Annotated in this window: 20 protein-coding genes; 13 read left to right on the forward strand and 7 right to left on the reverse strand. The window is 48.9% G+C overall.

All coding sequences use genetic code 11. The features are described 5' to 3' along the window. Window positions 1-262 precede the first annotated feature (262 nt). Entirely contained in the window at window positions 263-1,657 is a 1,395-nt protein-coding gene (locus H6629_08070) for a UDP-N-acetylmuramate:L-alanyl-gamma-D-glutamyl-meso-diaminopimelate ligase (protein ID MCB9067745.1), read from the forward strand. 90 nt (window positions 1,658-1,747) lie between these two features. Here H6629_08070 and H6629_08075 read toward each other — a convergent pair whose 3' ends face one another. Further along, window positions 1,748-4,063 carry a M1 family metallopeptidase gene (locus H6629_08075; GenBank protein MCB9067746.1) on the reverse strand — a complete coding sequence of 772 codons (2,316 nt, stop codon included), beginning with the start codon at window positions 4,061-4,063 and terminating at the stop codon, window positions 1,748-1,750. Window positions 4,064-4,194: 131 nt separating this feature from the next. On the opposite strand from H6629_08075, the gene H6629_08080 reads away from it, so the two are divergent. From H6629_08080 to H6629_08090, 3 genes are all read left to right on the forward strand, one after another. Further along, on the forward strand, window positions 4,195-4,704 hold the full coding sequence (locus H6629_08080) for a hypothetical protein (protein MCB9067747.1): 510 nt from the start codon (window positions 4,195-4,197) through the stop codon (window positions 4,702-4,704). Window positions 4,705-4,837: 133 nt separating this feature from the next. Continuing rightward, the gene (locus H6629_08085) at window positions 4,838-5,371 is read left to right on the forward strand and encodes a DUF4287 domain-containing protein (protein ID MCB9067748.1); all 534 of its coding nucleotides are present in this window, start codon (window positions 4,838-4,840) and stop codon (window positions 5,369-5,371) included. A 107-nt stretch (window positions 5,372-5,478) separates the two neighbouring features. Beyond that, window positions 5,479-7,458, forward strand: coding sequence for a T9SS type A sorting domain-containing protein (locus H6629_08090; protein ID MCB9067749.1), 1,980 nt, complete (start codon window positions 5,479-5,481; stop codon window positions 7,456-7,458). 77 nt (window positions 7,459-7,535) lie between these two features. On the opposite strand, the gene trxA is transcribed toward H6629_08090, so the two are convergent. Continuing rightward, entirely contained in the window at window positions 7,536-8,345 is an 810-nt protein-coding gene (gene trxA, locus H6629_08095) for a thioredoxin (protein MCB9067750.1), read from the reverse strand. 184 nt (window positions 8,346-8,529) lie between these two features. On the opposite strand from trxA, the gene H6629_08100 reads away from it, so the two are divergent. The 3 genes from H6629_08100 to H6629_08110 all read left to right on the forward strand — a co-directional run bounded on the left by H6629_08100 (window position 8,530) and on the right by H6629_08110 (window position 10,492). Continuing rightward, window positions 8,530-9,234: a prolyl oligopeptidase family serine peptidase gene (locus H6629_08100; protein MCB9067751.1), complete on the forward strand. Its 705-nt coding sequence runs from the start codon at window positions 8,530-8,532 to the stop codon at window positions 9,232-9,234. A gap of 95 nt (window positions 9,235-9,329) precedes the next feature. Beyond that, window positions 9,330-9,863: a hypothetical protein gene (locus H6629_08105; protein MCB9067752.1), complete on the forward strand. Its 534-nt coding sequence runs from the start codon at window positions 9,330-9,332 to the stop codon at window positions 9,861-9,863. Then, entirely contained in the window at window positions 9,860-10,492 is a 633-nt protein-coding gene (locus H6629_08110; protein ID MCB9067753.1) for an alpha/beta fold hydrolase, read from the forward strand. Before H6629_08105 ends, H6629_08110 begins: the two co-directional genes overlap by 4 nt. A gap of 6 nt (window positions 10,493-10,498) precedes the next feature. Here H6629_08110 and H6629_08115 read toward each other — a convergent pair whose 3' ends face one another. Continuing rightward, window positions 10,499-11,536, reverse strand: coding sequence for an AI-2E family transporter (locus tag H6629_08115; protein ID MCB9067754.1), 1,038 nt, complete (start codon window positions 11,534-11,536; stop codon window positions 10,499-10,501). Between the two features lie 2 nt (window positions 11,537-11,538). After that, window positions 11,539-12,075, reverse strand: a complete 537-nt coding sequence (locus tag H6629_08120; GenBank protein ID MCB9067755.1) for a cyclic nucleotide-binding domain-containing protein — start codon at window positions 12,073-12,075, stop codon at window positions 11,539-11,541. 313 nt (window positions 12,076-12,388) lie between these two features. Between H6629_08120 and H6629_08125 the strand changes: the two genes are divergently transcribed. From H6629_08125 to H6629_08150, 6 genes are all read left to right on the forward strand, one after another. Then, window positions 12,389-12,601, forward strand: coding sequence for a hypothetical protein (locus tag H6629_08125; protein ID MCB9067756.1), 213 nt, complete (start codon window positions 12,389-12,391; stop codon window positions 12,599-12,601). A 237-nt stretch (window positions 12,602-12,838) separates the two neighbouring features. Continuing rightward, window positions 12,839-13,834, forward strand: a complete 996-nt coding sequence (locus H6629_08130; protein ID MCB9067757.1) for an aldo/keto reductase — start codon at window positions 12,839-12,841, stop codon at window positions 13,832-13,834. 209 nt (window positions 13,835-14,043) lie between these two features. Further along, the gene (locus tag H6629_08135) at window positions 14,044-14,976 is read left to right on the forward strand and encodes a YihY/virulence factor BrkB family protein (GenBank protein ID MCB9067758.1); all 933 of its coding nucleotides are present in this window, start codon (window positions 14,044-14,046) and stop codon (window positions 14,974-14,976) included. A 13-nt stretch (window positions 14,977-14,989) separates the two neighbouring features. After that, window positions 14,990-16,741 (forward strand): signal peptide peptidase SppA, encoded by a 1,752-nt coding sequence (gene sppA, locus H6629_08140; GenBank protein MCB9067759.1) that lies wholly within the window; start codon window positions 14,990-14,992, stop codon window positions 16,739-16,741. Continuing rightward, window positions 16,738-17,319, forward strand: coding sequence for a CDP-alcohol phosphatidyltransferase family protein (locus tag H6629_08145; protein ID MCB9067760.1), 582 nt, complete (start codon window positions 16,738-16,740; stop codon window positions 17,317-17,319). Before sppA ends, H6629_08145 begins: the two co-directional genes overlap by 4 nt. Then, window positions 17,316-18,143 (forward strand): purine-nucleoside phosphorylase, encoded by an 828-nt coding sequence (locus H6629_08150; protein MCB9067761.1) that lies wholly within the window; start codon window positions 17,316-17,318, stop codon window positions 18,141-18,143. The genes H6629_08145 and H6629_08150 overlap by 4 nt, the downstream gene beginning before the upstream one ends. A 180-nt stretch (window positions 18,144-18,323) precedes the next feature. On the opposite strand, the gene H6629_08155 is transcribed toward H6629_08150, so the two are convergent. From H6629_08155 to H6629_08165, 3 genes are all read right to left on the reverse strand, one after another. Next, window positions 18,324-19,112, reverse strand: a complete 789-nt coding sequence (locus H6629_08155; GenBank protein MCB9067762.1) for a C10 family peptidase — start codon at window positions 19,110-19,112, stop codon at window positions 18,324-18,326. A gap of 173 nt (window positions 19,113-19,285) precedes the next feature. Then, window positions 19,286-19,819: a hypothetical protein gene (locus H6629_08160; protein MCB9067763.1), complete on the reverse strand. Its 534-nt coding sequence runs from the start codon at window positions 19,817-19,819 to the stop codon at window positions 19,286-19,288. A gap of 78 nt (window positions 19,820-19,897) precedes the next feature. Beyond that, window positions 19,898-21,259: a right-handed parallel beta-helix repeat-containing protein gene (locus H6629_08165; protein MCB9067764.1), complete on the reverse strand. Its 1,362-nt coding sequence runs from the start codon at window positions 21,257-21,259 to the stop codon at window positions 19,898-19,900. Between the last annotated feature and the right edge of the window lie 10 nt (window positions 21,260-21,269).

Consider the following 21,269-nt stretch of genomic DNA (forward strand, 5'->3'; position numbering starts at 1 on the left):
TTCAACTCTCGTAACGAAGCTCCTCTTCGTAACGTTTTCCCCAAAAAGTTAAAAATCTGTTTATTTCCGCCAAAATCTCATATTAAAATGTTGCGAATAAATTTCAATTGCTTGAATCTGGAGATTCCGGGACAAGCCCGGAATGACAGTGCGCCATTGTTATGAAAAAAGGGATTTGTTTTAATCTGGAGATTACGGGACAAGCCCGGAATGACAACACAAAATTGTTATCCTGCCAAAAAAAGGAAAAAAGAGGGAGCAAATGCGCTATTATTTTTTGGGAATTGCCGGAACGGCGATGGCATCTGTCGCGGTGCTGCTGAAGCAAAAAGGGCACGAAGTTTGGGGCACCGATTTGGGCATTTATCCGCCGATGAGCGATTTTTTGGCGGAACACAACATCCCCGTTTGGCAGGGCTACGATGTGGCGCATCTCGAAACGCCGTTTGATATGGTGGTGATCGGCAACGCAATGTCGCGCGGCAACGTGGAAGTGGAAGCGATTTTGAGCCGCCGCCTGCCGATGATTTCCATGCCGGAGCTGATCCGCAACGAATTCGCCCGCCCGCTGAAAAGCGTGGTCATCACCGGAACGCACGGCAAAACCACCACCACTACGCTGATGAGCTGGTTGCTGCAGGTCGCCGAAAAATCACCGACATTCCTGATCGGCGGCATCGCCAAAAATTTTGATTCCTCCGTGCAGGTGGGCAGCGGCGAATATTTTGTCATCGAGGGCGACGAATATGACAGCGCATTTTTTGACAAACGCCCTAAATTTGTGCACTATTTTCCGCATTATTTGACCATCAACAACATTGAATTTGATCACGCGGATATTTATCCCGATCTCGATACGATTTTACGCGAATTCAAAAAAATGATTCGCATCGTGCCGGAGGACGGGCTGATTGTCGCGAACGCGGACAGTCCCGCCGTGCACGAAGTGCTCTCGCCGATCTATTCGCGGCTGCAATTGTTTGGCAAATCGCGTAACAACCACTGGTCGTACGAAATCATTGCGCAAACCGACCAATTCAGCGAATTCAATCTCTACGAAAAAGGGCAACTGGCGACTGCGACGCCGCTAAAATTTCCGTTTCCCGGCGAGTTTCAGGTGCAAAACGCCACTGCTGTCGCGGCAATTGCCCGCGATATGGGTATCAGTTGGAAGGTGATCCACCATGCGTTCGAAACGTTTACAGGTGTCAAACGGCGGATGGAATATTGGGGCAAACTACACGATGCGGATGTTTACGACGATTTCGCGCATCACCCGACCGCCATCCAGGTAACGCTGGAAGCCTTTCGCCGGAAATTCCCGAACCGGCGTTTGATCGCCCTGTTCGAGCCGCGAACCAATACCACCGTGCGCAATTTTTTTCAGGAAGAACTGGTCGCTGCGTTTAAACCGGCGGATATCGTTTTGTTCACGCCGCTGCATCGCATCGAGAAAATCCCCGAAAACCAGCGGCTCTCGCTGGAAAAATTGGTCGCGGATTTGGCTCGTGAGAATACCGAATCGGTGCTGCTCACCGGTCACGCGCAAATCCCCGAAAAACTGGCGGAAATTCTCCGCGAGGGCGATTTGCTGGTTTTGCTGACCAACGGCAGTTTGGGCGGTGAATACCAGAAATTGCGGGATCGCATTTCGTAGATTTGATAAAAAATTTGCAACAAAGAAAGGGCGAACGACTGTTCGCCCTTTCTTTGTTTTTGGGGCACGTCGGCGCTATGCCCCTACGGGTTACTGCGATTTTTCCATTTCTTTTGCCCGGCGGTCGCGCTGCATATCGTTTTCCGGGTCTTTCTTTTCCTTAAATATTTTGAAACGGCTGGGAATCGCTTTTTTCGGCCAGTGGTTGTTGTTCATGTCCACATCCGCGGTTTCCAGATACGGATCGAGCGCGATGCTGCGCAGCTCTTTTTCCGTCACAAAAACCTTGCTGACGTGCTCGCTGTCCAGCCGCCAGATTTCTGCGGGAATGTGGCGCATTTCCTTGCTGCCGTCGCTGTATTCAAATTCGAGAATCAGCGGCATCACCAGCCCGCCAATGTTGGAAAATTTCACTTCGTAATAATTGTAATCTTTGTTGAGAAACGCGATATCGCTGGAATCCAGTTCGCTGAGGTATTGCTGATATTCCGCGCGATCCACCGCGTTGGCCAAATGCGGATCGAAACGATTGTAAAAATCGAGCAGCGATGTATCTTTGGCAGTCATCGTTTGCGCGGCAAATTCGCTGTTGCGCATATCGGCGATGTATTTGCGCTCATTCTCAATTTTACGGTCGATCTCCTTTTCGATATCGGGATTGCGCGTGTCCACTTTGTGCCAGATCACCTCGTCGATCGCCAAATCCACGTGATCGGTCGTAAAAAACCAGCCGCGCCAAAACCAGTCCAGATCCACGCCGGAGGCATCTTCCATCGTGCGGAACAGGTCGGCGGGCGTCGGGTGTTTGAACATCCAGCGCTGCGCATAGGTTTTGAACGCGAAATCGAACAATTCGCGACCCATCACGGTTTCGCGGAGAATGTTCAGCGCGGTTGCCGGTTTACCGTAGGCATTGTCGCCAAAACTGAACAGCGATTCTGAATTGGTCATGATCGGCGTGATGAACCGTTTGTCACCTTTCATGTAATCAACAATTTTATACGCCGCACCGCGCCGCGAGGGATAGCCCGGTTCCCACGCCTGCTCGGTCAAATATTGCAGAAATGAGTTCAGCCCCTCGTCCATCCACGTCCACTGGCGCTCGTCGGAATTCACGATCATCGGGAAAAAATTGTGCCCCACTTCGTGGATAATCACGCCAATCATCCCGTATTTGGTGCGTTTGGAATAGGTGCCGTCCTTTTCCGGGCGACCGTAATTGAAGCAGATCATCGGGTATTCCATCCCGATTTTTTTGGCGTTCACGGAAATCGCGACGGGATACGGATAATCAAAAGTGTGTTTGGAATAATTTCGCAGCGTGTGTGCCACAACTTTTGTGGAATATTGCTCCCAGAGCGGATTGCCTTCTTTGGGATAGTAGGACATCGCCATCACCGTGCGATTGCCGAACGGCACGCCCATCGCGTCCCAAATAAATTTTCGGGAGCTTGCCCAACCGAAATCGCGAACGTTTTCCGCTTTGAAAATCCAGGTTTTGCTGCGATCCGTTTTATCTTTTTCATTCTCGCGGGCTTCGGCTTCGGTAACGATCATCACCGGTTCGCCGGCGCTGCGCGATTTGCGGAAACGCTCCTGCTGCTGCGCCGTGAGCACCTGTCCCGGATTTTGCAGCACGCCGGTCGCTCCGACAATGTGATCCGCCGGAACGGTGATGCTCACCGTAAAATCGCCGAAACACAATGTGAATTCGCCGCTGCCCAAAAACTGTTTGTTTTGCCAGCCATACACCTCGTTATACATGGCCATTCGCGGATAAAACTGGGCGATGGTGTAGAGGTAATTGTCGTCTTCCGCAAAATATTCGTAGCCGGAGCGGCCGCCCATTTTCATGCGATCGTTGATGTTATACCACCATTTTACGTTGAACGAAAACGTGCCGCCAGGCTTTAGCGGCTGCGGCAAATCGACCCGCATCATGGTTTTGTTGATAACATACGGCAGCGCCGAACCGGAAGTGGTGGTCACGGATTCAATTTTGAATCCGCCGTCGAAATCGTTGTGTAACATCTTGATTTCTTTGAAACTTAGGCTATCTGAAATACCCACGTTGTCCGCGACAAAATTATCCGAATCTTTGGCACGAACGTTCTGGTCGAGTTGCAGCCAGAGATAGGTGAGCACGTCCGGCGAGTTGTTGTGATAGGTCACGGTTTCGCTGCCGTCGATGCGCTGTTTAGCGTCGTCGAGCGTTACTTTTATATTGTAATCCGCGCGCTGTTGCCAATAATCATGTCCCGGCGCGCCGGATGCGGCGCGATAGGTGTTCGGCGTCGGCAGCAGTTCGCCCAGTTGCCGGAATTTGTTTTTGTTCACATTTTCATCCGCGAAAATCAGCGCAGAGAACGCGAGCAACGCCAGCAAAATCCATTGAATCTGTTTCATATTTTTCCTCAAAAAAGTATATCGATTCGCAAAAAAATTTATGACATTTGCGAAAGCGAAACTGTTTCGCTCCCGGAACGTAACAAGCCGGGTAACTTAATCATTTTTTCTCAAAAAAGAAAAAATCAAAAATGACAACATTCATTTTTCATCGATTTCTAATTTTGGCGATGCTCGTCGGGTTGTTTTTTCCGGCGCTCGGGCACGATTATTACGTAAGTTTTTGCCAGATCAACCACAATCCCGAAGCGCAAACGCTGGAAATCACCCTGAAAATGTACACGGATGATCTGGAAACTGCGCTGGCAAATCGCGGGCACGAACAGTTGTTCATCGGCACGGATAAAGAATCGCCGGTAGCGGATTCGCTGGCGTTCGAATATATTCTCGAACACCTGCGGCTTTCGGTGAACGGCGATTCGGTGGGAATCTCGGTGATCGGGAAAGAGGTGGAGCTGGATGTATTTTACGGATATCTGGAAGTTCAACAAATCCAAACGGTTAGCGAAATAAAACTAACCCACACGCTGCTGCTCGATTCGTTCGACTCACAGCAAAACATGGTGCGCATCCGCGCCAATAAAGCCGAAAAAACGATGCTGCTCAACAGCGAACAAATGTCCGATTCGCTCGTATTTTAGCAACAAATGTATCCCAAAAAAGCGTATCGAGGGGTGAATGGTTCAGGGAGATTCCTGCATCCGCAGGAATGACCGTTCAACATTAGCAATTGCCAATCACTAAAAAATCAGGAGGAGCGACATGTCCGATACCATGATCCAAAATCTCGAAGAAAAAACCGGCAAATCGATAAACGAATGGATTGCGATTGTCAAAACCAGCGGCATCGAAAAGCATAAGGCAATCATCGATTTTTTGAAATCGGAGCACGGATTGACTTACGGTTACGCCAATCTGGTTGCCCACAAAGCCAAAGCAACGGACGCCGGTTCCGCCAGCGATGACAGCGAACTGATCGACGGGCAATTTGCCGGAAAAGAAGAATTGCGTCCGATTCACGACAAATTGATGAGCGCAGTGAAAAATTTCGGCAGCGATGTAGAAATCGCACCGAAAAAAGCGTATGTGAGTTTGCGCCGGAAAAAGCAGTTCGGCATCATCCAACCGACCACCAAAACGCGGCTGGATGTGGGCATCAACCTGAAAGATGTGCCGCCCACCGATCGGCTGGAAGCATCGGGCAGCTTCAATTCGATGGTCAGCCATCGCGTGCGCGTTTCGTCTGCGGATGAGGTGGATGCAGAGCTGATCGGCTGGCTGAAAGCGGCTTTCGACGCGGCGGGCTGATCGCCACAAATTCATCAAATGCTAAGCAGGATCATATTTTTTTCTCCGCCAAACGGGTATTTTCAAATCAAATGCAATTGATTGAACCGATGGAAAAAGGAGAAAAAATGCGTTGGTTAACTCTTGTCCTGATAATGCTTTGCGTCCAATCGGGTATCTCGCAGGATTTCCGGGCGATCCAGGAATCCCGCGAGCACATCCGGCAGATGGAAAGCGCACGCCGCCAAAAGCAAATCCAAATTCTTTCAAAAATTTCAACCCCCAATCAACTGAATTACGATGTCACCGGTTACACGATTAATCTGAACATTTGGCCGGTTACCAAAACCATCGACGGCTCGGTGGTGATCACCGGAAAAAGCAAAATCACCGGACTCACCCATCTGGAGTTCAATTTGTTCAGCAATATGACGGTGGATTCCATCACCCAAAACGGATCGCCGCTCACGTTTAATCACGCCGGAAATTTGGTCGATGTTCAGTTGCCCGCATTTCTCGGTACCGATGGCGATTTTTCGGTGGAAATTTTTTATCACGGCAATCCGCAAAGCATCGGGCTGGGCTCCTGGCGTTGGTCAACGCATTCGGGAAACCCGATTATTTCCACGCTCAGCGAGCCGTTTGGCGCACCCACCTGGTGGCCCTGCAAAGACGATCCGGCGGATAAAGCGGATTCGGTGTTCCTGAACATCACCGTGCCGGAAAATCTGGTGGTGGCTTCCAACGGACTGCTGAAAGCGGTCACGCCCGCGCCGGACAATCGCCACACGTATTCGTGGGAAACGCGCTATCCCATCTCCAATTATCTGGTGTCGCTGGCGATCAGCAATTACGCGGAATTTGGCGATTGGTATGTGTCCGCTTCCGGCGATTCCATGCCGCTGGTGTATTATGTGTATCCCGAACATTTGGCTGCGGCGCAGGAAGATTTTTCTGTTACGGATGAAATGATCAGCGCTTTTGCGGAAATTTACGGGGAATATCCGTTCATCGAAGAAAAATACGGAATGGCGATTTTCAGCTGGGGCGGCGCGATGGAGCACCAAACCATGACATCCTACGGCTCCGGGCTGATCACCGGAAACCACACCTACGACTGGATTAACGCGCACGAGCTGGCGCACCAATGGTTCGGCGATCTGATCACCATGAAACGCTGGTCGCATATTTGGCTAAATGAAGGTTTTGCATCGTATAGCGAAGCCATGTGGATGGAATCGCTGTATGGCAAAACTGCCTATCACAACTATCTGGCGTCGCAGGATCCCGGGTTTTTCTCCGGCTCGCTGTTTGTGACGGATTCCACCAACGAGAACGCATTATTCAGCAATACGGTTTACGACAAAGGATCGTGGGCGCTGCACATGCTGCGCGGCGTGCTCGGCGATTCGCTGTTTTTTGCCGGCATCCGCAGCTATGCGACGGACAGCAGCCTGGTGTTTGGCAACGCCACCACCGAAGATTTTCGCGATATTTGCGAAGCCGTTTCCGGGATGGATCTGGACTGGTATTTTGATGAATGGGTGTATCGCGCCGGACGCCCGAATTACCAATACGACTGGAAAGTTACCGGTAACCGCCCCTTTACCACCACGCTAACACTGAAGCAAACCAATGCTGTTCCGTATAAAATGCCAATTCAGATTTATTTGTTTGGTGACGGGCTGGACAGCACCGTAACGGTTTGGGACAGTTTGGCGTATCAGCAATTCCAGTTTGTTACCAACGACGCCCCGATAGATGTGCAGGTTGACCCCGATAACTGGATCTTAAAAAATATCGATCGCGTAACCGGCATCGTCGATGGCGAAAATGAACAGCCGCAACGGTTTGAACTGACGCAGAATTACCCGAATCCGTTTAACCCGACCACGACGATCGAATTTTATTTGCAGAATCCGGGTTACACAACATTGGCAATTTACGATATGCTCGGTCAAAAAATTGCAACACTTGCAGCAGAAAACCTGAACAGCGGCAGGCATTTGTATCAGTGGGATGCATCCGGTATGGCATCGGGAATTTATTATTACCGGTTAACCGCCGGTAATTTCACCGCCGTCAAAAAAGCGCTGCTGTTGAGATGAAATACCGTAAAAACAATTGATACCGATTGACATTTTTGAAATAAAAAAAGGCGAACGGTTGTTCGCCTTTTTTGCTACTAATACATTGCCCGGCTGAGCCGGGTTCGGTAATCGCGGGTGAGTTCGCTGCTGTCGCCCAAATATTTAAAAATGGCGATGCAGGCTTTGCGCGCACCGTCGTCATCGTAATAACGATCTTCGATAATAATTTCGATAAATGTTTTCAACGCTTTCTCAAAATCCAGTTGTTTCAAATCTGCAATTGCCTGTAAATATTGAGACTTAACCGGCGCTTCCGGCAGTTTGTCCGGGTTCTCCGCCCGATCGTATAAATAGGCAATTTCGCTGAGCGCTTCGCTCAAATCGTAATGTTCGGTGCCTTCCAAATCCTGGGCCAGTTCCACCGCTTTTTGGGGATTAGAAAACGCCAGCGATCGCGCCAGCATCGCTTTGGCAGCCAAATTTCCCGGTTCCGCAGCCAAAACGCTCTCTAATATTTCCTGTGATTTTTGGATGTCGCCACGCTGGAGCAAATCCGCCGCCTGCGCCACGTGTTGGGCAAATTTGCTGGGAATGGCTTTCTGCAGCCACTGCTCAATCGCGGCTTCCGGCATCGCGCCGGTAAATTCGTCCGTCACCTGCCCGTCGATAAACAGCTTCACATTCGGGATGCCGCGAATGCCGTATTGCATCGCCAATTCCTGGTGCACCTCGGTGTTCACTTTTGCGAGAACCCATTTATCGTTGTGTTTCTCAGCCAGTTTTTCCAGCACCGGACCGAGAATTTTGCAGGGTCCGCACCATTCTGCCCAAAAATCGACCAGCACCGGTTTTTCAAAGCTTTTCTGGATCACTTCCTGTTGAAAATTTTGAACATCGTAAGCCATTGTTTAACCTCATTTGCGTTTTCAATTAACTGTTGATAAGATTCAAAACGATCGTTTTCGTTGCAAGAAAATTAATTTCTTTTCCGGCGATTGCTTCGTATTATCAAAACGGGTGATCGCGGGTCTTTTAAATATGATGACAACAAAACCGGGAGGTTTTTAACTGGACGCAGTAAAATTGGGAATGGCGCTGATTTTCGCAGGCATCGCGCTGCTGATCTGCCAACCGGCGCCGCAACAACCGGTTGAGGTTGCAGATTCCGCGATTGGCCAAACTGCGCAGCAAACCGGCGATGGCAACTACCTGCTCTATCTGCCGGAAAATTTTTCGGAAGAAACGCGCTGGCCGCTGATTGTTTATTTGCACGGTGCATCGCTGCGGGGCGAAAATCCCAAAAAAGTGGGCGAATACGGCTTGCCGCGCATGTTGAAAAAACGCGGCGATTTTCCGTTTGTGGTACTCTCCCCGCAATGTCCGTCCGGCGAAAGTTGGCACGAACAGAATTGGCTGATGCCACTCATCGATGACATTTCAGAAAAATACGGCATCGACACGCAGCGAATTTACCTCACCGGTGTCAGTTTGGGCGGCAGCGGCACATGGTTTTGGGGCGCGCAATTTCCGGAGAAATTTGCGGCAATCGCGCCGCTGTGTGGCTACGGCAATCCCGAAACGGCGAATGCGCTGAAACATACGCCGATCTGGACATTTCACGGCGCAAAAGATCGCACGGTGCCCGTTGAGCTCACCGATAAAATGGTTGCTGCGCTGGAAGCCGCAAACGGCAATGTGCGGTTTTCGCGATTGCGCAACAAAGGCCATAATATTGTGGAAGACGTGTATCAAAATGAAGATTTGTACGAATGGTTTCTCGATCATCGCCGTTGAAGATTTTTGCGCCAGTTGAGGAAAATTGCAACATCACACCGCAATCTACGTTTATTCAACTGTTCGATTGTGAACATATAACATGGAGACAAAAAATGGACAGAAAATCGTTAATTACCGGAATACTGTTTATCGGAATAGGCGCGTTACTTTTGGCGGATAACCTGGATTTTATCCGTGTCGATTGGGAAGATTTTTTCGAAGATTTCTTCCAGCTATGGCCAGTGCTGATGATGGCCGGCGGTGCGGGATTTTGGCTAAACTGGCTCCGCGACCGCGACAACGTGGGTCAGTTGCTGCCCGGCACAATCTTGCTCACTTACGGCAGCCTGTTTTTATATTTATCGCTGACCGGCGAATGGTGGCAAATGGGTGATTATAATTTGTGGGCGCTGTTTATCGCCGGACCGGGACTGGGATTTTTGGCGATGTATTTGTTCGGCAAACAAGATCGCGGACAGTTGGTAACCGCTGGCATTTTGTTGGCCATCAGTGCATTGTTTTTCGCAGGCGTGAGCAACTTCCGGTTGCTGTGGCCGGTAATTTTGATAATCATCGGCATTCGATTGATTTTTAAAAACCGACGCGATAACAACAAAATGCCCACGGCACACGAACAAAATCTATGAATTACATATACTTACACGGTTTTGCATCCAGCCCAAAATCTTACAAAGGATCATACATTCAGCAGCGTTTTGCGGAAATCGGCAAAACGCTGCATTGCCCGGACTTGAACGGTGCAGATTTTGAACACCTGACCATTTCCAGCCAATTGAGCATCATTCGCGAACTGGCGGATTCGCTGTCCGGTGAGATTACGCTCATCGGCTCCAGTTTGGGCGGGTATTTGGCGGCACTGTTTGCAGAGGACGAGCAGCGCGTTTCGCGATTGGTGATGATGTGTCCGGCGTTTCAATTTGCCAGCAGATACGCCAAACGCATGCCGCCGGAAACGCTGGAAAAATGGCGAAACGATGGCTTTATCGAACTGTATCATTTTGGATACAAAACCAGCAAGCGGTTGCATTTTGGGGTGATCGAAGATGCGGCTCCGCACGATAACCGGGAGTTGCAACGCCGTTTGCCGGCGCTGATCATCCACGGATTGCGCGATGAAGTGGTGCCGTATTCGTTAAGTGTGGATTATCTGGAAGGTCAGCCGCAGGCGCAATTGCTGCTGCTCAATGCGGATCACGGCATGGCGGATGCGGTAGATTTAATCTGGCAACAAATCAAATTATTTCTGGATATTTGATGCTATTTACGAAAAACGATACGTGCGGTAAACTTTTAACCCTTCCTCGAATGTAACTTTGGCAATTGCCGTAAACGGCACCGAAAGCAACATTCCCAAAATCCCGAAAAACTTTCCCCCGATAATTACAGCAAACAGCAACACCAGCGGCGGTAGTGATATATTCCGGGCCATCACGTTTGGTTGCACAAACACGTTATCAAACAACTGAACCAACCCAAATACAACAAAAACATACATTAGCTGATCGGAACCGCCCCCTTCAATAAGGGAAATGATGACTGCTGCCAACGCACCGCAAATAGGACCGATATACGGAATCACATTCGCAACGCCGGCAAAAACACCAACAAATAGCGAATACGGCACACCAATCACCCACAACCCGAACGCAGCCAGCGAACTGATGATCACAACGCTGAACATCTGTCCGCGGAAGTAGTTTCCGAGCTGTAAATCCATTTTATACAGCAAGTTACAAGTTGGCTCAAAATAGCGGTTGGGCACCAGACTGATCAGATGTTTTTTGATACTGCGACCGTCTTTCACCAAAAAAAATGTCATAAACGGAATAAGCAGCAAATTGGTGAACACGGAAAGCACGCCAAACAAATCAACAAACAGCGAACTGCCAAACTGTACCAGATAGTTCGCAATCCGGTTGGTAACGCTCACATCCTGAACACCGAACATGTTCAATACATCGTTGATGGCTGTTTGCAATTGGGCAATAAGCAACTGCGCCTTCTCCGGCTGAATGCCTTCGCTGAGATTGCTGATCTCTCGCGTTATGAGGGGGATGATCGTTACAAAAACAGCACCGATTATCACCAAAAATATCACGGCAAAAATGACCGTTGCAACCGTTCGGCTGGTGCCGTACGATTCAATTTTAGTGACAACCGGATCAAAAATATAGGCAAGCAGCCCGGAAATAACAATCAACCGAACGAGATCGCCAATTTCAAAAAGAAAATATAAAATGGTGAGCAAAACAGCGACAAACACCACCATTTTCAACCAACGTCCCAGTTGTTCTTCCATGTTTACGTTCCTGTCGCTTCGCGGCGTTTTTCCTGTCGAAGTTCATACAATTTCTTTTGCAACGCCTGCACCTGGTCGTTGGATTTTCGCAAACGTTCGCTGATAACGGACATCAGCTGCAACGAAATGGCCAGCCCGAGCTTGGGTTTTCGCTCAATCAAATCCAGCAAATCCGAGCGGAAAAAGCCAAGCATTTCGCAATCCATCCGGGCAATCACCGTTGCCGATCGCGGGGAATCATCCACTAACGCAAGCTCCCCGAAAAAATCGCCGTCAAATAATTCGGCTATTACCTGTTGGGTCGGTTCGTAAATCACCTGCACTTTGCCCTTCAGAATAATATACATTCCTGCCGAGGGATCGTTTTGGAAAAAAACAGATTCCCCGGATTTGTAGGCCCGGTGATGCAGGATTCGCTCTACCGCCGCTAAATCCCGTCGGCTCAACTCCTGAAAAATGGGGATTCGGGAAAGAATGGTGCTGATTTTTTCGGATTCTTCATTGCGGTTGCGGAAAATGTTACTCCAGAAACTATCCATAGTCTTCCGATGTGTAAGTAAAAATTTCCTGTAAACTACATAAATTTCAGATGAATTATGCCGCAGTTGCAATAGCCGGAAAACTCACATCGGCTATTCTATGATTTTTGGCACATGATAATTTAAGCAATCACATATATTAAAGTTAGTTGTTTTTTGAATTTGATAAAGTTTGGATTGCAAGTGGCGATGATTGTTTTTAATTCCTGATCTTTTTTGCAAATTGAGCCTATTTGAAATTGCAACTTATTTTCGTAAACTTAAATTGTATTGCAGCGTTTTATAGAAGTGTATTTTACAATAGGAACTGTAGATGAAAATGATTCGAATATGTGCATGGTGCAAACGTCCGATCGGTTTACGTTCGCGGATTTTAAAATGGTTTGGCGGCGAAGCAGAGCACCAGGTTTCTCACGGCATTTGCTGGCGGTGCAAAAAAGATCAGCTGGATCGTTTGCAAACGCTGCCCAAAGATGGCGAAGATCAACCCGACATGAAAGAACCGCTTCAGCAAGAAGTAACCTGATAACAAATCCAAAAACCCGCTCCACCCGAGCGGGTTTTCCATTTAACCCTTCCGCTTTATTTATCACCCGTAAATTCTGTAATTCATGCCAATATCATCAATAGCGATTCCCCAAATCGCTCACAGCAAACAGCATTATTGTCCATTATTTAATCCATCTTGTTTACATTCCTTGTTTCTTTTAGATTTAATTATTCTATCAACAATACGCACATCGTTACCAAAGGAGGTAATTTTATGGAATATCGTTTTTTGGGAAAATCCGGATTGAAAGTATCGGCGCTCTCTTTTGGCGCATGGGTAACATTTGGCGATCAGATCGGCGAGGACGTCGCATATGCCGCAATGAAAGCCGCATACGATGCCGGCGTCAATTTTTTTGATAATGCGGAAGTCTATTCGCAAGGCAAAGCCGAAACGATGATGGGCAACGTCATCAAAAAAGCTGGCTGGAAGCGTTCGGATCTGGTGGTTTCCACCAAAATATTTTGGGGCGGAAACGGCCCGAACGACAAAGGCTTATCGCGGAAACACATCGTCGAAGGCACGGACGCCGCGCTGAAACGCCTGCAAATGGAATATGTCGATCTCATTTTCTGCCACCGCCCGGATTTATACACGCCCATCGAAGAAACCGTGCGGGCGATGAACCACGTCATCCATCAGGGCAAAGCATTTTATTGGGGAACCAGCGAGTGGAGTGCCGAGCAAATTCGCGAAGCCTACCGCATCGCGCGGCAGGAGCACCTCATTCCGCCACTGATGGAACAGCCGCAATACAACATGCTGCATCGCGATCGCGTGGAAAAAGAATACGCTTTGCTGTATGACGAAATCGGTTTGGGCACCACCATCTGGAGCCCGCTGGCCAGCGGATTGCTCACCGGAAAATATAACAAAGGCATTCCCGATGGCACCCGTCTTTCGCTGCCGGATTACGAGTGGCTGAAAAAACGGATTTTGAGCGAGGAAGGGCAAAAAAACATCGACAAAGTGCGGAAGCTGGAACCGATCGCCAACGATTTGGGAATATCGCTGCCGCAACTGGCGCTGGCCTGGTGCCTCAAAAATCCCAATGTGAGCACGGTTATCACCGGCGCATCCAAACCGGAGCAGGTGACGGAAAACATGAAAACGCTCGATGTCGTCAGCAAACTCACTGACGATGTGATGGAAAAAATTGAAACAGTGCTGGACAATCGCCCCAAAACCGATCCGGATTGGCGCGGGTAATTTTCACAAATAACACCGCTAATTATCGCGGATCATTACAAATATTGAACATCTTATATTTTACAACCCATTGCCCCGGAACACACTTCCGGGGTAATTTTTGTGCTGAAGTGATCCGGAATATCGCAATCGCAGCCGGAATGCCACATCTTCTCGAACCTTTCATTTTGATGCGAAACTGACTATATTACTACGGTTTGGGAGAATTTATGAAAATTATACGCGCACTGTGGAAGCTTCTCAAATTAACCGCGCTAAAATGGGAAGATGATAACATCGCATGGATGTCTGCGGCACTGGCGTATTACACCTTGTTTTCGCTGGCGCCAACATTCATTATTCTGGTTGTTATCGGTGGAAAATTTTTTGGCGAAGAAGCCGTAAAAGGGCAAATTGTTTACTATCTGGAAGACCTGATCGGACATAATTCCGCGTTGGTCATCCAAAACATGATTGAAGCAGGCGAAAGCCTGGCAACGCTGTCTTTCGGGAATATCATCGGTGTGTTGCTGGTGCTGTATGCGGCAACCAACGTATTTTTTCAGCTCAAAAATACGCTCAACGAAATTTGGGAAATTCCCAACGGGCAACGGCATTGGGTTGTCAGCATGTTGCTCAACCGCATTTTATCGGTGGTGATGGTTTTGTCCATCGGAATTTTGCTGCTCGGCAGCGTGCTGATCGACATTACACTGGCGGTTTTTGACGAAATTTTGACGGAATTTATGCCGATGTTCGATCACGTTTCCATTTGGAAAGCGGCAAATTTGGGCATTTCGTTTGTGCTCAACGGCATCCTTTTTTCGGTAATTTACAAATATCTGCCGGACGCAAAAGTGAAATGGCAGGATGTGTGGCTGGGTGCGGCTATTGCCTCGTTTCTGTTCACCGCCAGCAAATTTTTGATCGCGCTGTATTTGGGCAACAGCCAAATTATATCGTTGTTTGGCGCGGCCAGCTCATTTGTCGCGATTTTGGTGTGGGTGTATTTTTCCGCACAGCTATTGCTGTTGGGCGCATCATTCACCCATTTTTACGCGTATGAATACGGATCACACGTTGGCGAACCCTACACCGGAAAATTGGCGATGAACGGCACCAACCGGGAAATCGGGCAATCATCAACCAAAGAACAGGATTAAAGCGGAGATGCACATGAGAGAATGGCAAAAAATTTTGCTGTTAATCGTCATTTGTTTTGTGGCGGCAGGGCTTTTTTACCGGACGATGTTCCGAGAAATCAGTTCGACGACAACCGGTATTGCATCGCCGGCGATTCTGGAATTGACATTGTCCGGCACCATTCCCGAACGCGCCGCAGACGATCCGTTTCGCGATGCGCTGGGCGAAGGCGCATTTGTGACGATGCAGGACGCGCTCAAACTGATCCGCAACGCCAAACGCGACGATCGCATAAAAGCGCTGGTGCTGCGCCCGATGGGCATGGTTGCCGGATGGGCGAAAACAGACGAAATCCGCAACGCACTGCTTTCTTTCAAAGAATCCGGAAAACCGCTGTACGCCTATCTCGATTTTGCCGGCGAACGGGAATATTATCTGGCCACGGTGGCGGACACCATTGTTGGATTGGGCACCGGCATCTGGAACGTAAACGGCTTTGCTGCACGTCCGACATTCTTCAAACAAACCCTTGAAAAAATTGGTGTTAAAGCAGATTTTGTGGCACATAAGGAATACAAAAACGCGCCGGACGAATACACTCGCGAGAGCATGTCCGCACAGCAGCGGCAAATTCTCAACACGATTGTGGATCAATATTATGGAGCGTTTTTCGATACGCTTTCCGCAAATCTGGATATGCCGACGACGGAATTGCAGCGGCACATCGACACCGGATTGTTCAGCATCCAAAAAGCGCACGAATTCGGCTTTGTCGATACGCTGATGTATTACGAATCTTTCAAAACCCACCTCGAAAACCAGTTCGACAAAAAACCGAAATTTGTGGGCAACAGCGCCTACGGCAAAGTAAACGGCGCGGATTTGGGTATTACCGCAACGGAAACTGTCGCGGTAATTTACGGTGTCGGCAGCATCATCGGCGGCGGCGAAGGGCTGTATCGCCAGGGCGAATTTATCACATCCGGCGGCATGTCCAAAGCGGTGCGCGACGCCGCGGAAAATGACGACATCAAAGCCATCATTTTGCGGCTGGATAGTCCCGGCGGCTCCGGCACAGCATCGGACATCATCTGGCAGGAAATTATGGAAGCCCGCAAAAAGAAACCGGTGATCGCCTCGATTTCCGATATGGCGGCATCCGGCGGCTATTATCTGGCGATGGCAGCCGATACAATTATCGCGCATCCGCACAGCTTGGTCGGCAGCATCGGGATTTATGCCGGTAAATTTTCGATGGGCGAATTGTATGAGAAAATCGGCATCACCGGCGAAACGGTTTCGCGCGGGCGCAACGCCGCAATGTTCAGCGATGCAACGCCGTTCACGCCGGAACAGCGCCAAATTATGAGCGATTTTCTGCTGGAATTTTACAACGATTTTGTGAACAAAGTGGCCGAATCGCGCGGCATGACCCCGGAAAACGCCGAGTCGCTGGCAAAAGGTAGGGTGTGGACGGGCAGCGAAGGCAAAGCCAACGGGCTCGTCGATGAACTCGGCGATTTTAGCGACGCCATTCGCATTGCCAAAGAAATGAGCGGCATTCCGCTGGACGATTCCGTAAAACTGGCGATTTATCCGCGACTGGAATCCTATTTCGAGCGACTGTTCAGCAGCCTGCCGTTTGCGATCGATGCCAACATTGAGCTGCCGCCGTTGGTAAAACTGCCGCCGCACTTCCGGCAAATGTTGCTGGCGATGCCGCATTTTCAGCCCGGCGAGCCGCTGTTTTGGGAAATCAACACTTTCGAAACGGGGCAACAATGAGCGATCAAATCCCGCTATCGCAAAAATTATTTGAAAAAGGCAAGGTGTTCACCCTTTCCAATTTCATGAGTTTTATCCGGTTGGTGGGTGCTTTTTATTTGTATCACGTAACCATGCAGCACCAAACCGTGCTGGCAATTGTGGTAACTTTTGTGCTGGTGTTTACCGATTTTGCCGACGGATATTTTGCGCGTAAACTCAATCAAATCAGCGAGTTGGGAAAAGTGCTCGATCCGCTGGCGGACAAAGTGACCGCCGGGCTGGTATTCCTCGCGCTATATCTGGAATACGGGCTGCCGTTCTGGATTGTCGCGGTGATCATCGGGCGGGACATTCTCATTTTGCTCGGCTCGGCGTTCCTCATCACCAAACTGCCGTATGTAACGCCTTCGGCGATGCCCGGTAAAATTGCCGTTACGCTGCTCTCGCTGCTGTATCTGGTTTATCTGGTCGGATACGAACCGCTCAAACTGCCGCTGGAATATCTGGCAATGGCGATGATTATCATTTCGACGATTCATTACGTATTCGTATTTTTCAACAAATCCAAAGAAAACAAACAGAAAGATCCGTCATGAGCATAGACATGCAATTGAAAGAAAGCCTGGCGTTTATCCGGCAGCACACCAAACAGCAACCGCGAATCGGATTAATTTTGGGCTCCGGTTTGGGCGATTTTGCCGACACCCTCGATGGCGAAGATCGCATTCCCACCGCCGATATTCCCAATTACCCGCGATCCACGGTGCACGGACACAAAGGATTTTTGGTGTTCGGTAAAGTGGGCGGCGTTCCGGTGATCGCTGTTCAGGGACGAACCCATTTTTACGAAGGGCACGACATCGCCAAAGTAACATTTGTGGTGCGATTGATGGGCGAATTGGGTGTGGAAAAATTGCTGGTGACCAACGCTGCCGGCGGCGTCAATCCCCGGTTTTCTCCCGGCGATTTGATGGCGATTGACGACCAGATCAACCTGATGTTTCGCAATCCGCTGATCGGGCAGCCGGTAGGACCGGAGCCGCGATTCCCGGATATGTGCGGCAGCTATCACCCGCCATTCACAGATTTGATCGAAGATACCGCGATTGAACTGGGCATCCGCATGAAGCGCGGCGTGCTGTTTGTTTCCACCGGACCGAATTACGAAACCGCAGCCGAAGTGCGCATGATCCAGCGGTTTGGCGGCGATGCCGCCAGCATGTCCACTGTGCCGGAGGTAATTGTGGCGCGGGCACGCGGCATCAAAGTGGCAGGCATTTCCTGCATCACCAATCACGCGACGGGCATCAGCACAGACCAGCTTTCCCACGAGGAAGTGACGGAAATTGCCAATCGCGTAAAACCGGAATTCCAGCGGCTGCTCCGGGCGCTTATCCCAAGGATGGATGGGTTGGTTTAGAAAGGATAAAGGGTGAAGGATAAAGATAAAAAATCAGCGAAACGGTTTTAGCGATTCTACAAACAGTTCGCCCTTACAGGACTAAAATCATCAAAGACAAATGTGAAAACGCCGTAGAAGTGGCCTGCCTGTAGTACTTTAACACACCAAAAAAACTAACGCCGTAGATGCGATTTGAATTTATAACTTTGGCGAAACCGTAACCAAAAAACGATTTTGTAGATCGTCACGCATGCCCATTAACTTCTTGAACGGCTGATACCAGCCGTCATTTTTGCCGCCCCAACCCATGTTCAAATGAACGAAAAATTGCCCGTTTTGTAATACATAACTGTCGATTACAGCGGCGTGCCCAAAGTCATCGCCGTTATCAAAATACATCATCATCGGGCGACGCGCGTCCATTTCCCGCTGGATTAGCGCCCGGATTTCCGGCTGGCTGCCCAACCAGGTTGCTTTGGTGTATTCATAAAACCCGACATCGCAATTCAAATGCGTTTCGATTCTCTCCATCATGGTTTCGTGTTCAATATATCCGGATGACCCGAAATTGGTATAAATCAGCGCGGCGATGTAATAGATATATTTCCCCACCTGTTCCTTTGCCGCGTCGCCGGAATGCGCATCGAGGTGATCCGCAAATTGCGCGTGATCGAATGAAAAATCATCCAGTTCGACCACTATCTGTTTGCCGGCTGTCGTTGTGTAATTAATTTTTCCCGATGGATTCAGTTTGTGGAAATGGGCAATTTGGGCGATGGCGGTCGCCCAACATCCGGCGTCCGTATCGTGTTCAACAAACGCGGCGTAATCCCCAATTTGATGCCAAGTGGTCTGCAACAGATACGGCGGACTGCCTTCGATTTCGACAAGATTCGGGCTTAACAACACACGAGATAACATCTCAAAACCAATGAACAACACCAAAACGGCAGGTATCGCATACAGGTATTTGCGTTTTATGTTCACCGATCAAACCTCATTTTTTACCACATTTAATCGATTGTGCAAATCATTTTAGTTACGCTGTTATTACTGATTTGTTGGTTGGTTTGTAAAATTTCACTTGAAAGGAAAGCCATGCAAAAAAGGTGAACTCTCGCTCACCCCGCAGTCAACATCGGGTCTGATGTCCCGATTGTTTATTCTTCTACCCAGCCGCGCGGCGCCAAACTGGTGATGATGTCTACCATTACCGCTTCGTTTTTTTCGAAGGCATCCGGATCAGCAAAAATATACACGAGATAGTTGTTATCGTCGAGCGTCGCAGCCAGCAAAATCACCCCGACCACTTCCCCGTCGATAACACCGGAACCGGAGCCAATCACGCCCAAAATGCCGCCCGACAGTTCGATCTCATTGTACTCACCCTCTGCTTCCATATTCATGGTTTCGACCTGAATATCAAACAGCTTTTTCGTGCTGACCGATTCATCTTTCACCGCAGTCAACACAAAAACGATGCCTTCGCCGGTGGCGGTCAACATATCGTCTTCTATTTCGGTTTCCCAACCTTCCGGGATATCAAACTGGATATCAAATGCTTCGGATTCGTATGTTGCCCAATCCTGCGCCGATGCCGGTACCATCAACAATCCAAAAAACATCGATATAAAAATTGCGGTGATAAACCGTGTATTCATTTTCAAAAATGTTACTGCCGTCCTGTTTTGCATTACTGCCTCCAAAAGTCATTGTGGTTTAATAAAAAAAGGGCGAACAACCGTTCGCCCTTTCGAATAAGAATAAAATTATTACCGAAGTAGAATCATTTTTCGGGTTTGAACAACATTGCCAACAGCAAGGCGATAGAGGTAAACACCGCTACTCACCGGTTTGCCAAACTGGTTAGTGCCATTCCATTTTACCGTAAATTTTCCGGCAGGCTGCAAGCCGCCCACCAATGTTTTTACCAACTGTCCGGTAATGGTGTAAATTTCCAACGTCACATCTCCGGCGGCTGGCAATTGAAAACCAATCGTCGTTTCGGGATTGAACGGGTTTGGATAATTGGCAAAGAGAGTAATTTTTGTGGGTATTGCGCTATCATCATCACCAATTGCGGTTACGTTTTGATTGTAATAAGCTGCACCCATATCCGCAACGGTGCCATCCGGGTCCAGCGGCATAGTGGGATCACCCGCATCAATTGCCGGGGAATTTTCGCTGAGTTGGTAATTTGGGGCAAACAACGGATCGGCATCCAAACAGCCGGTGCCGAAAAAGTAGCTTGTATCTGCTCCCTCAATCAAAGAATATTGGGCGACAACAAGCGTATCGTTTCCGAAATCAAATGATGGATTGTTGCCATAAATAATGCTGTTGATGATATACGTTGTATCCGCGCCATTGCCGTATGCTGCCACGCCTTCGGCACCGTTTCCGGCGATGGTGCAGTGAATGAGTTTGGTGGCGTTGGAAGTAAACGACCGCAATGCCCGCGAATCGTTATCCACAATAAATGTGTTACTGATGGTGACAAATTGGCTGTAAGCTATCAAAATGGCATCTAAACCAAAATTGTTGGCGATCCAGCAACTATCGACGATGGTGCCAAACGCACCATTGCCGATGGCAATTCCCGGACCGACAAACGATGTGTTGTTGTAAATCCGGCAGTTGGAAATATAGGAATATTGCGATGACGCATAAATTCCTGCACCGCGATTGGAACTGCCAACCGTTTCGTTATTGTAAATATAGCAGTAGCGAATTGAGGGTGAGCTGGTTCTGATGTGAATTCCACCACCGCGAACGTTGGGCCAATCGCCGGTGCCCAACCCGTTGGTGATCGAAAAACCGGTTAATTCCGTACCGGCAGGTTCAAAATTCTGGATGGAAACCGTGGTGCTGTCTGCATTTCCATCGATCACGGTTTGGGAAATATAGGATGTATCGCCGGTTGTTAAAAACCAGGACGCGACCACCAATTTTTTCCCGTGAAAATCGACATTTTCCACATACGTTCCCGGTGCAACCAACACCGTATCGCCTACCTGCGCACTGTCGATCGCTTGCTGAATGGTTCCAAAATCATCCGGCACATTTATGACATCAGCAATTGTTACAGCAGTAAAACCCAACCACATTGTTACGATCAGAATCCATTTGTTCATGGATAAACCT

Source organism: Calditrichia bacterium, assembly GCA_020634975.1.
Taxonomy (GTDB): Bacteria; Calditrichota; Calditrichia; order RBG-13-44-9; family J075; genus JACKAQ01.

Bases quoted from the DNA above. Each gene is read 5' to 3' on its own strand.
- H6629_08070 (MCB9067745.1), top strand. From the start codon at position 263: ATGCGCTATTATTTTTTGGGAATTGCCGGAACGGCGATGGCATCTGTC.
- H6629_08075 (MCB9067746.1), bottom strand. From the start codon at position 4,063: ATGAAACAGATTCAATGGATTTTGCTGGCGTTGCTCGCGTTCTCTGCG.
- H6629_08080 (MCB9067747.1), top strand. From the start codon at position 4,195: ATGACAACATTCATTTTTCATCGATTTCTAATTTTGGCGATGCTCGTC.
- H6629_08085 (MCB9067748.1), top strand. From the start codon at position 4,838: ATGATCCAAAATCTCGAAGAAAAAACCGGCAAATCGATAAACGAATGG.
- H6629_08090 (MCB9067749.1), top strand. From the start codon at position 5,479: ATGCGTTGGTTAACTCTTGTCCTGATAATGCTTTGCGTCCAATCGGGT.
- trxA (MCB9067750.1), bottom strand. From the start codon at position 8,345: ATGGCTTACGATGTTCAAAATTTTCAACAGGAAGTGATCCAGAAAAGC.
- H6629_08100 (MCB9067751.1), top strand. From the start codon at position 8,530: ATGGCGCTGATTTTCGCAGGCATCGCGCTGCTGATCTGCCAACCGGCG.
- H6629_08105 (MCB9067752.1), top strand. From the start codon at position 9,330: ATGGACAGAAAATCGTTAATTACCGGAATACTGTTTATCGGAATAGGC.
- H6629_08110 (MCB9067753.1), top strand. From the start codon at position 9,860: ATGAATTACATATACTTACACGGTTTTGCATCCAGCCCAAAATCTTAC.
- H6629_08115 (MCB9067754.1), bottom strand. From the start codon at position 11,536: ATGGAAGAACAACTGGGACGTTGGTTGAAAATGGTGGTGTTTGTCGCT.
- H6629_08120 (MCB9067755.1), bottom strand. From the start codon at position 12,075: ATGGATAGTTTCTGGAGTAACATTTTCCGCAACCGCAATGAAGAATCC.
- H6629_08125 (MCB9067756.1), top strand. From the start codon at position 12,389: ATGAAAATGATTCGAATATGTGCATGGTGCAAACGTCCGATCGGTTTA.
- H6629_08130 (MCB9067757.1), top strand. From the start codon at position 12,839: ATGGAATATCGTTTTTTGGGAAAATCCGGATTGAAAGTATCGGCGCTC.
- H6629_08135 (MCB9067758.1), top strand. From the start codon at position 14,044: ATGAAAATTATACGCGCACTGTGGAAGCTTCTCAAATTAACCGCGCTA.
- sppA (MCB9067759.1), top strand. From the start codon at position 14,990: ATGAGAGAATGGCAAAAAATTTTGCTGTTAATCGTCATTTGTTTTGTG.
- H6629_08145 (MCB9067760.1), top strand. From the start codon at position 16,738: ATGAGCGATCAAATCCCGCTATCGCAAAAATTATTTGAAAAAGGCAAG.
- H6629_08150 (MCB9067761.1), top strand. From the start codon at position 17,316: ATGAGCATAGACATGCAATTGAAAGAAAGCCTGGCGTTTATCCGGCAG.
- H6629_08160 (MCB9067763.1), bottom strand. From the start codon at position 19,819: ATGCAAAACAGGACGGCAGTAACATTTTTGAAAATGAATACACGGTTT.
- H6629_08165 (MCB9067764.1), bottom strand. From the start codon at position 21,259: ATGAACAAATGGATTCTGATCGTAACAATGTGGTTGGGTTTTACTGCT.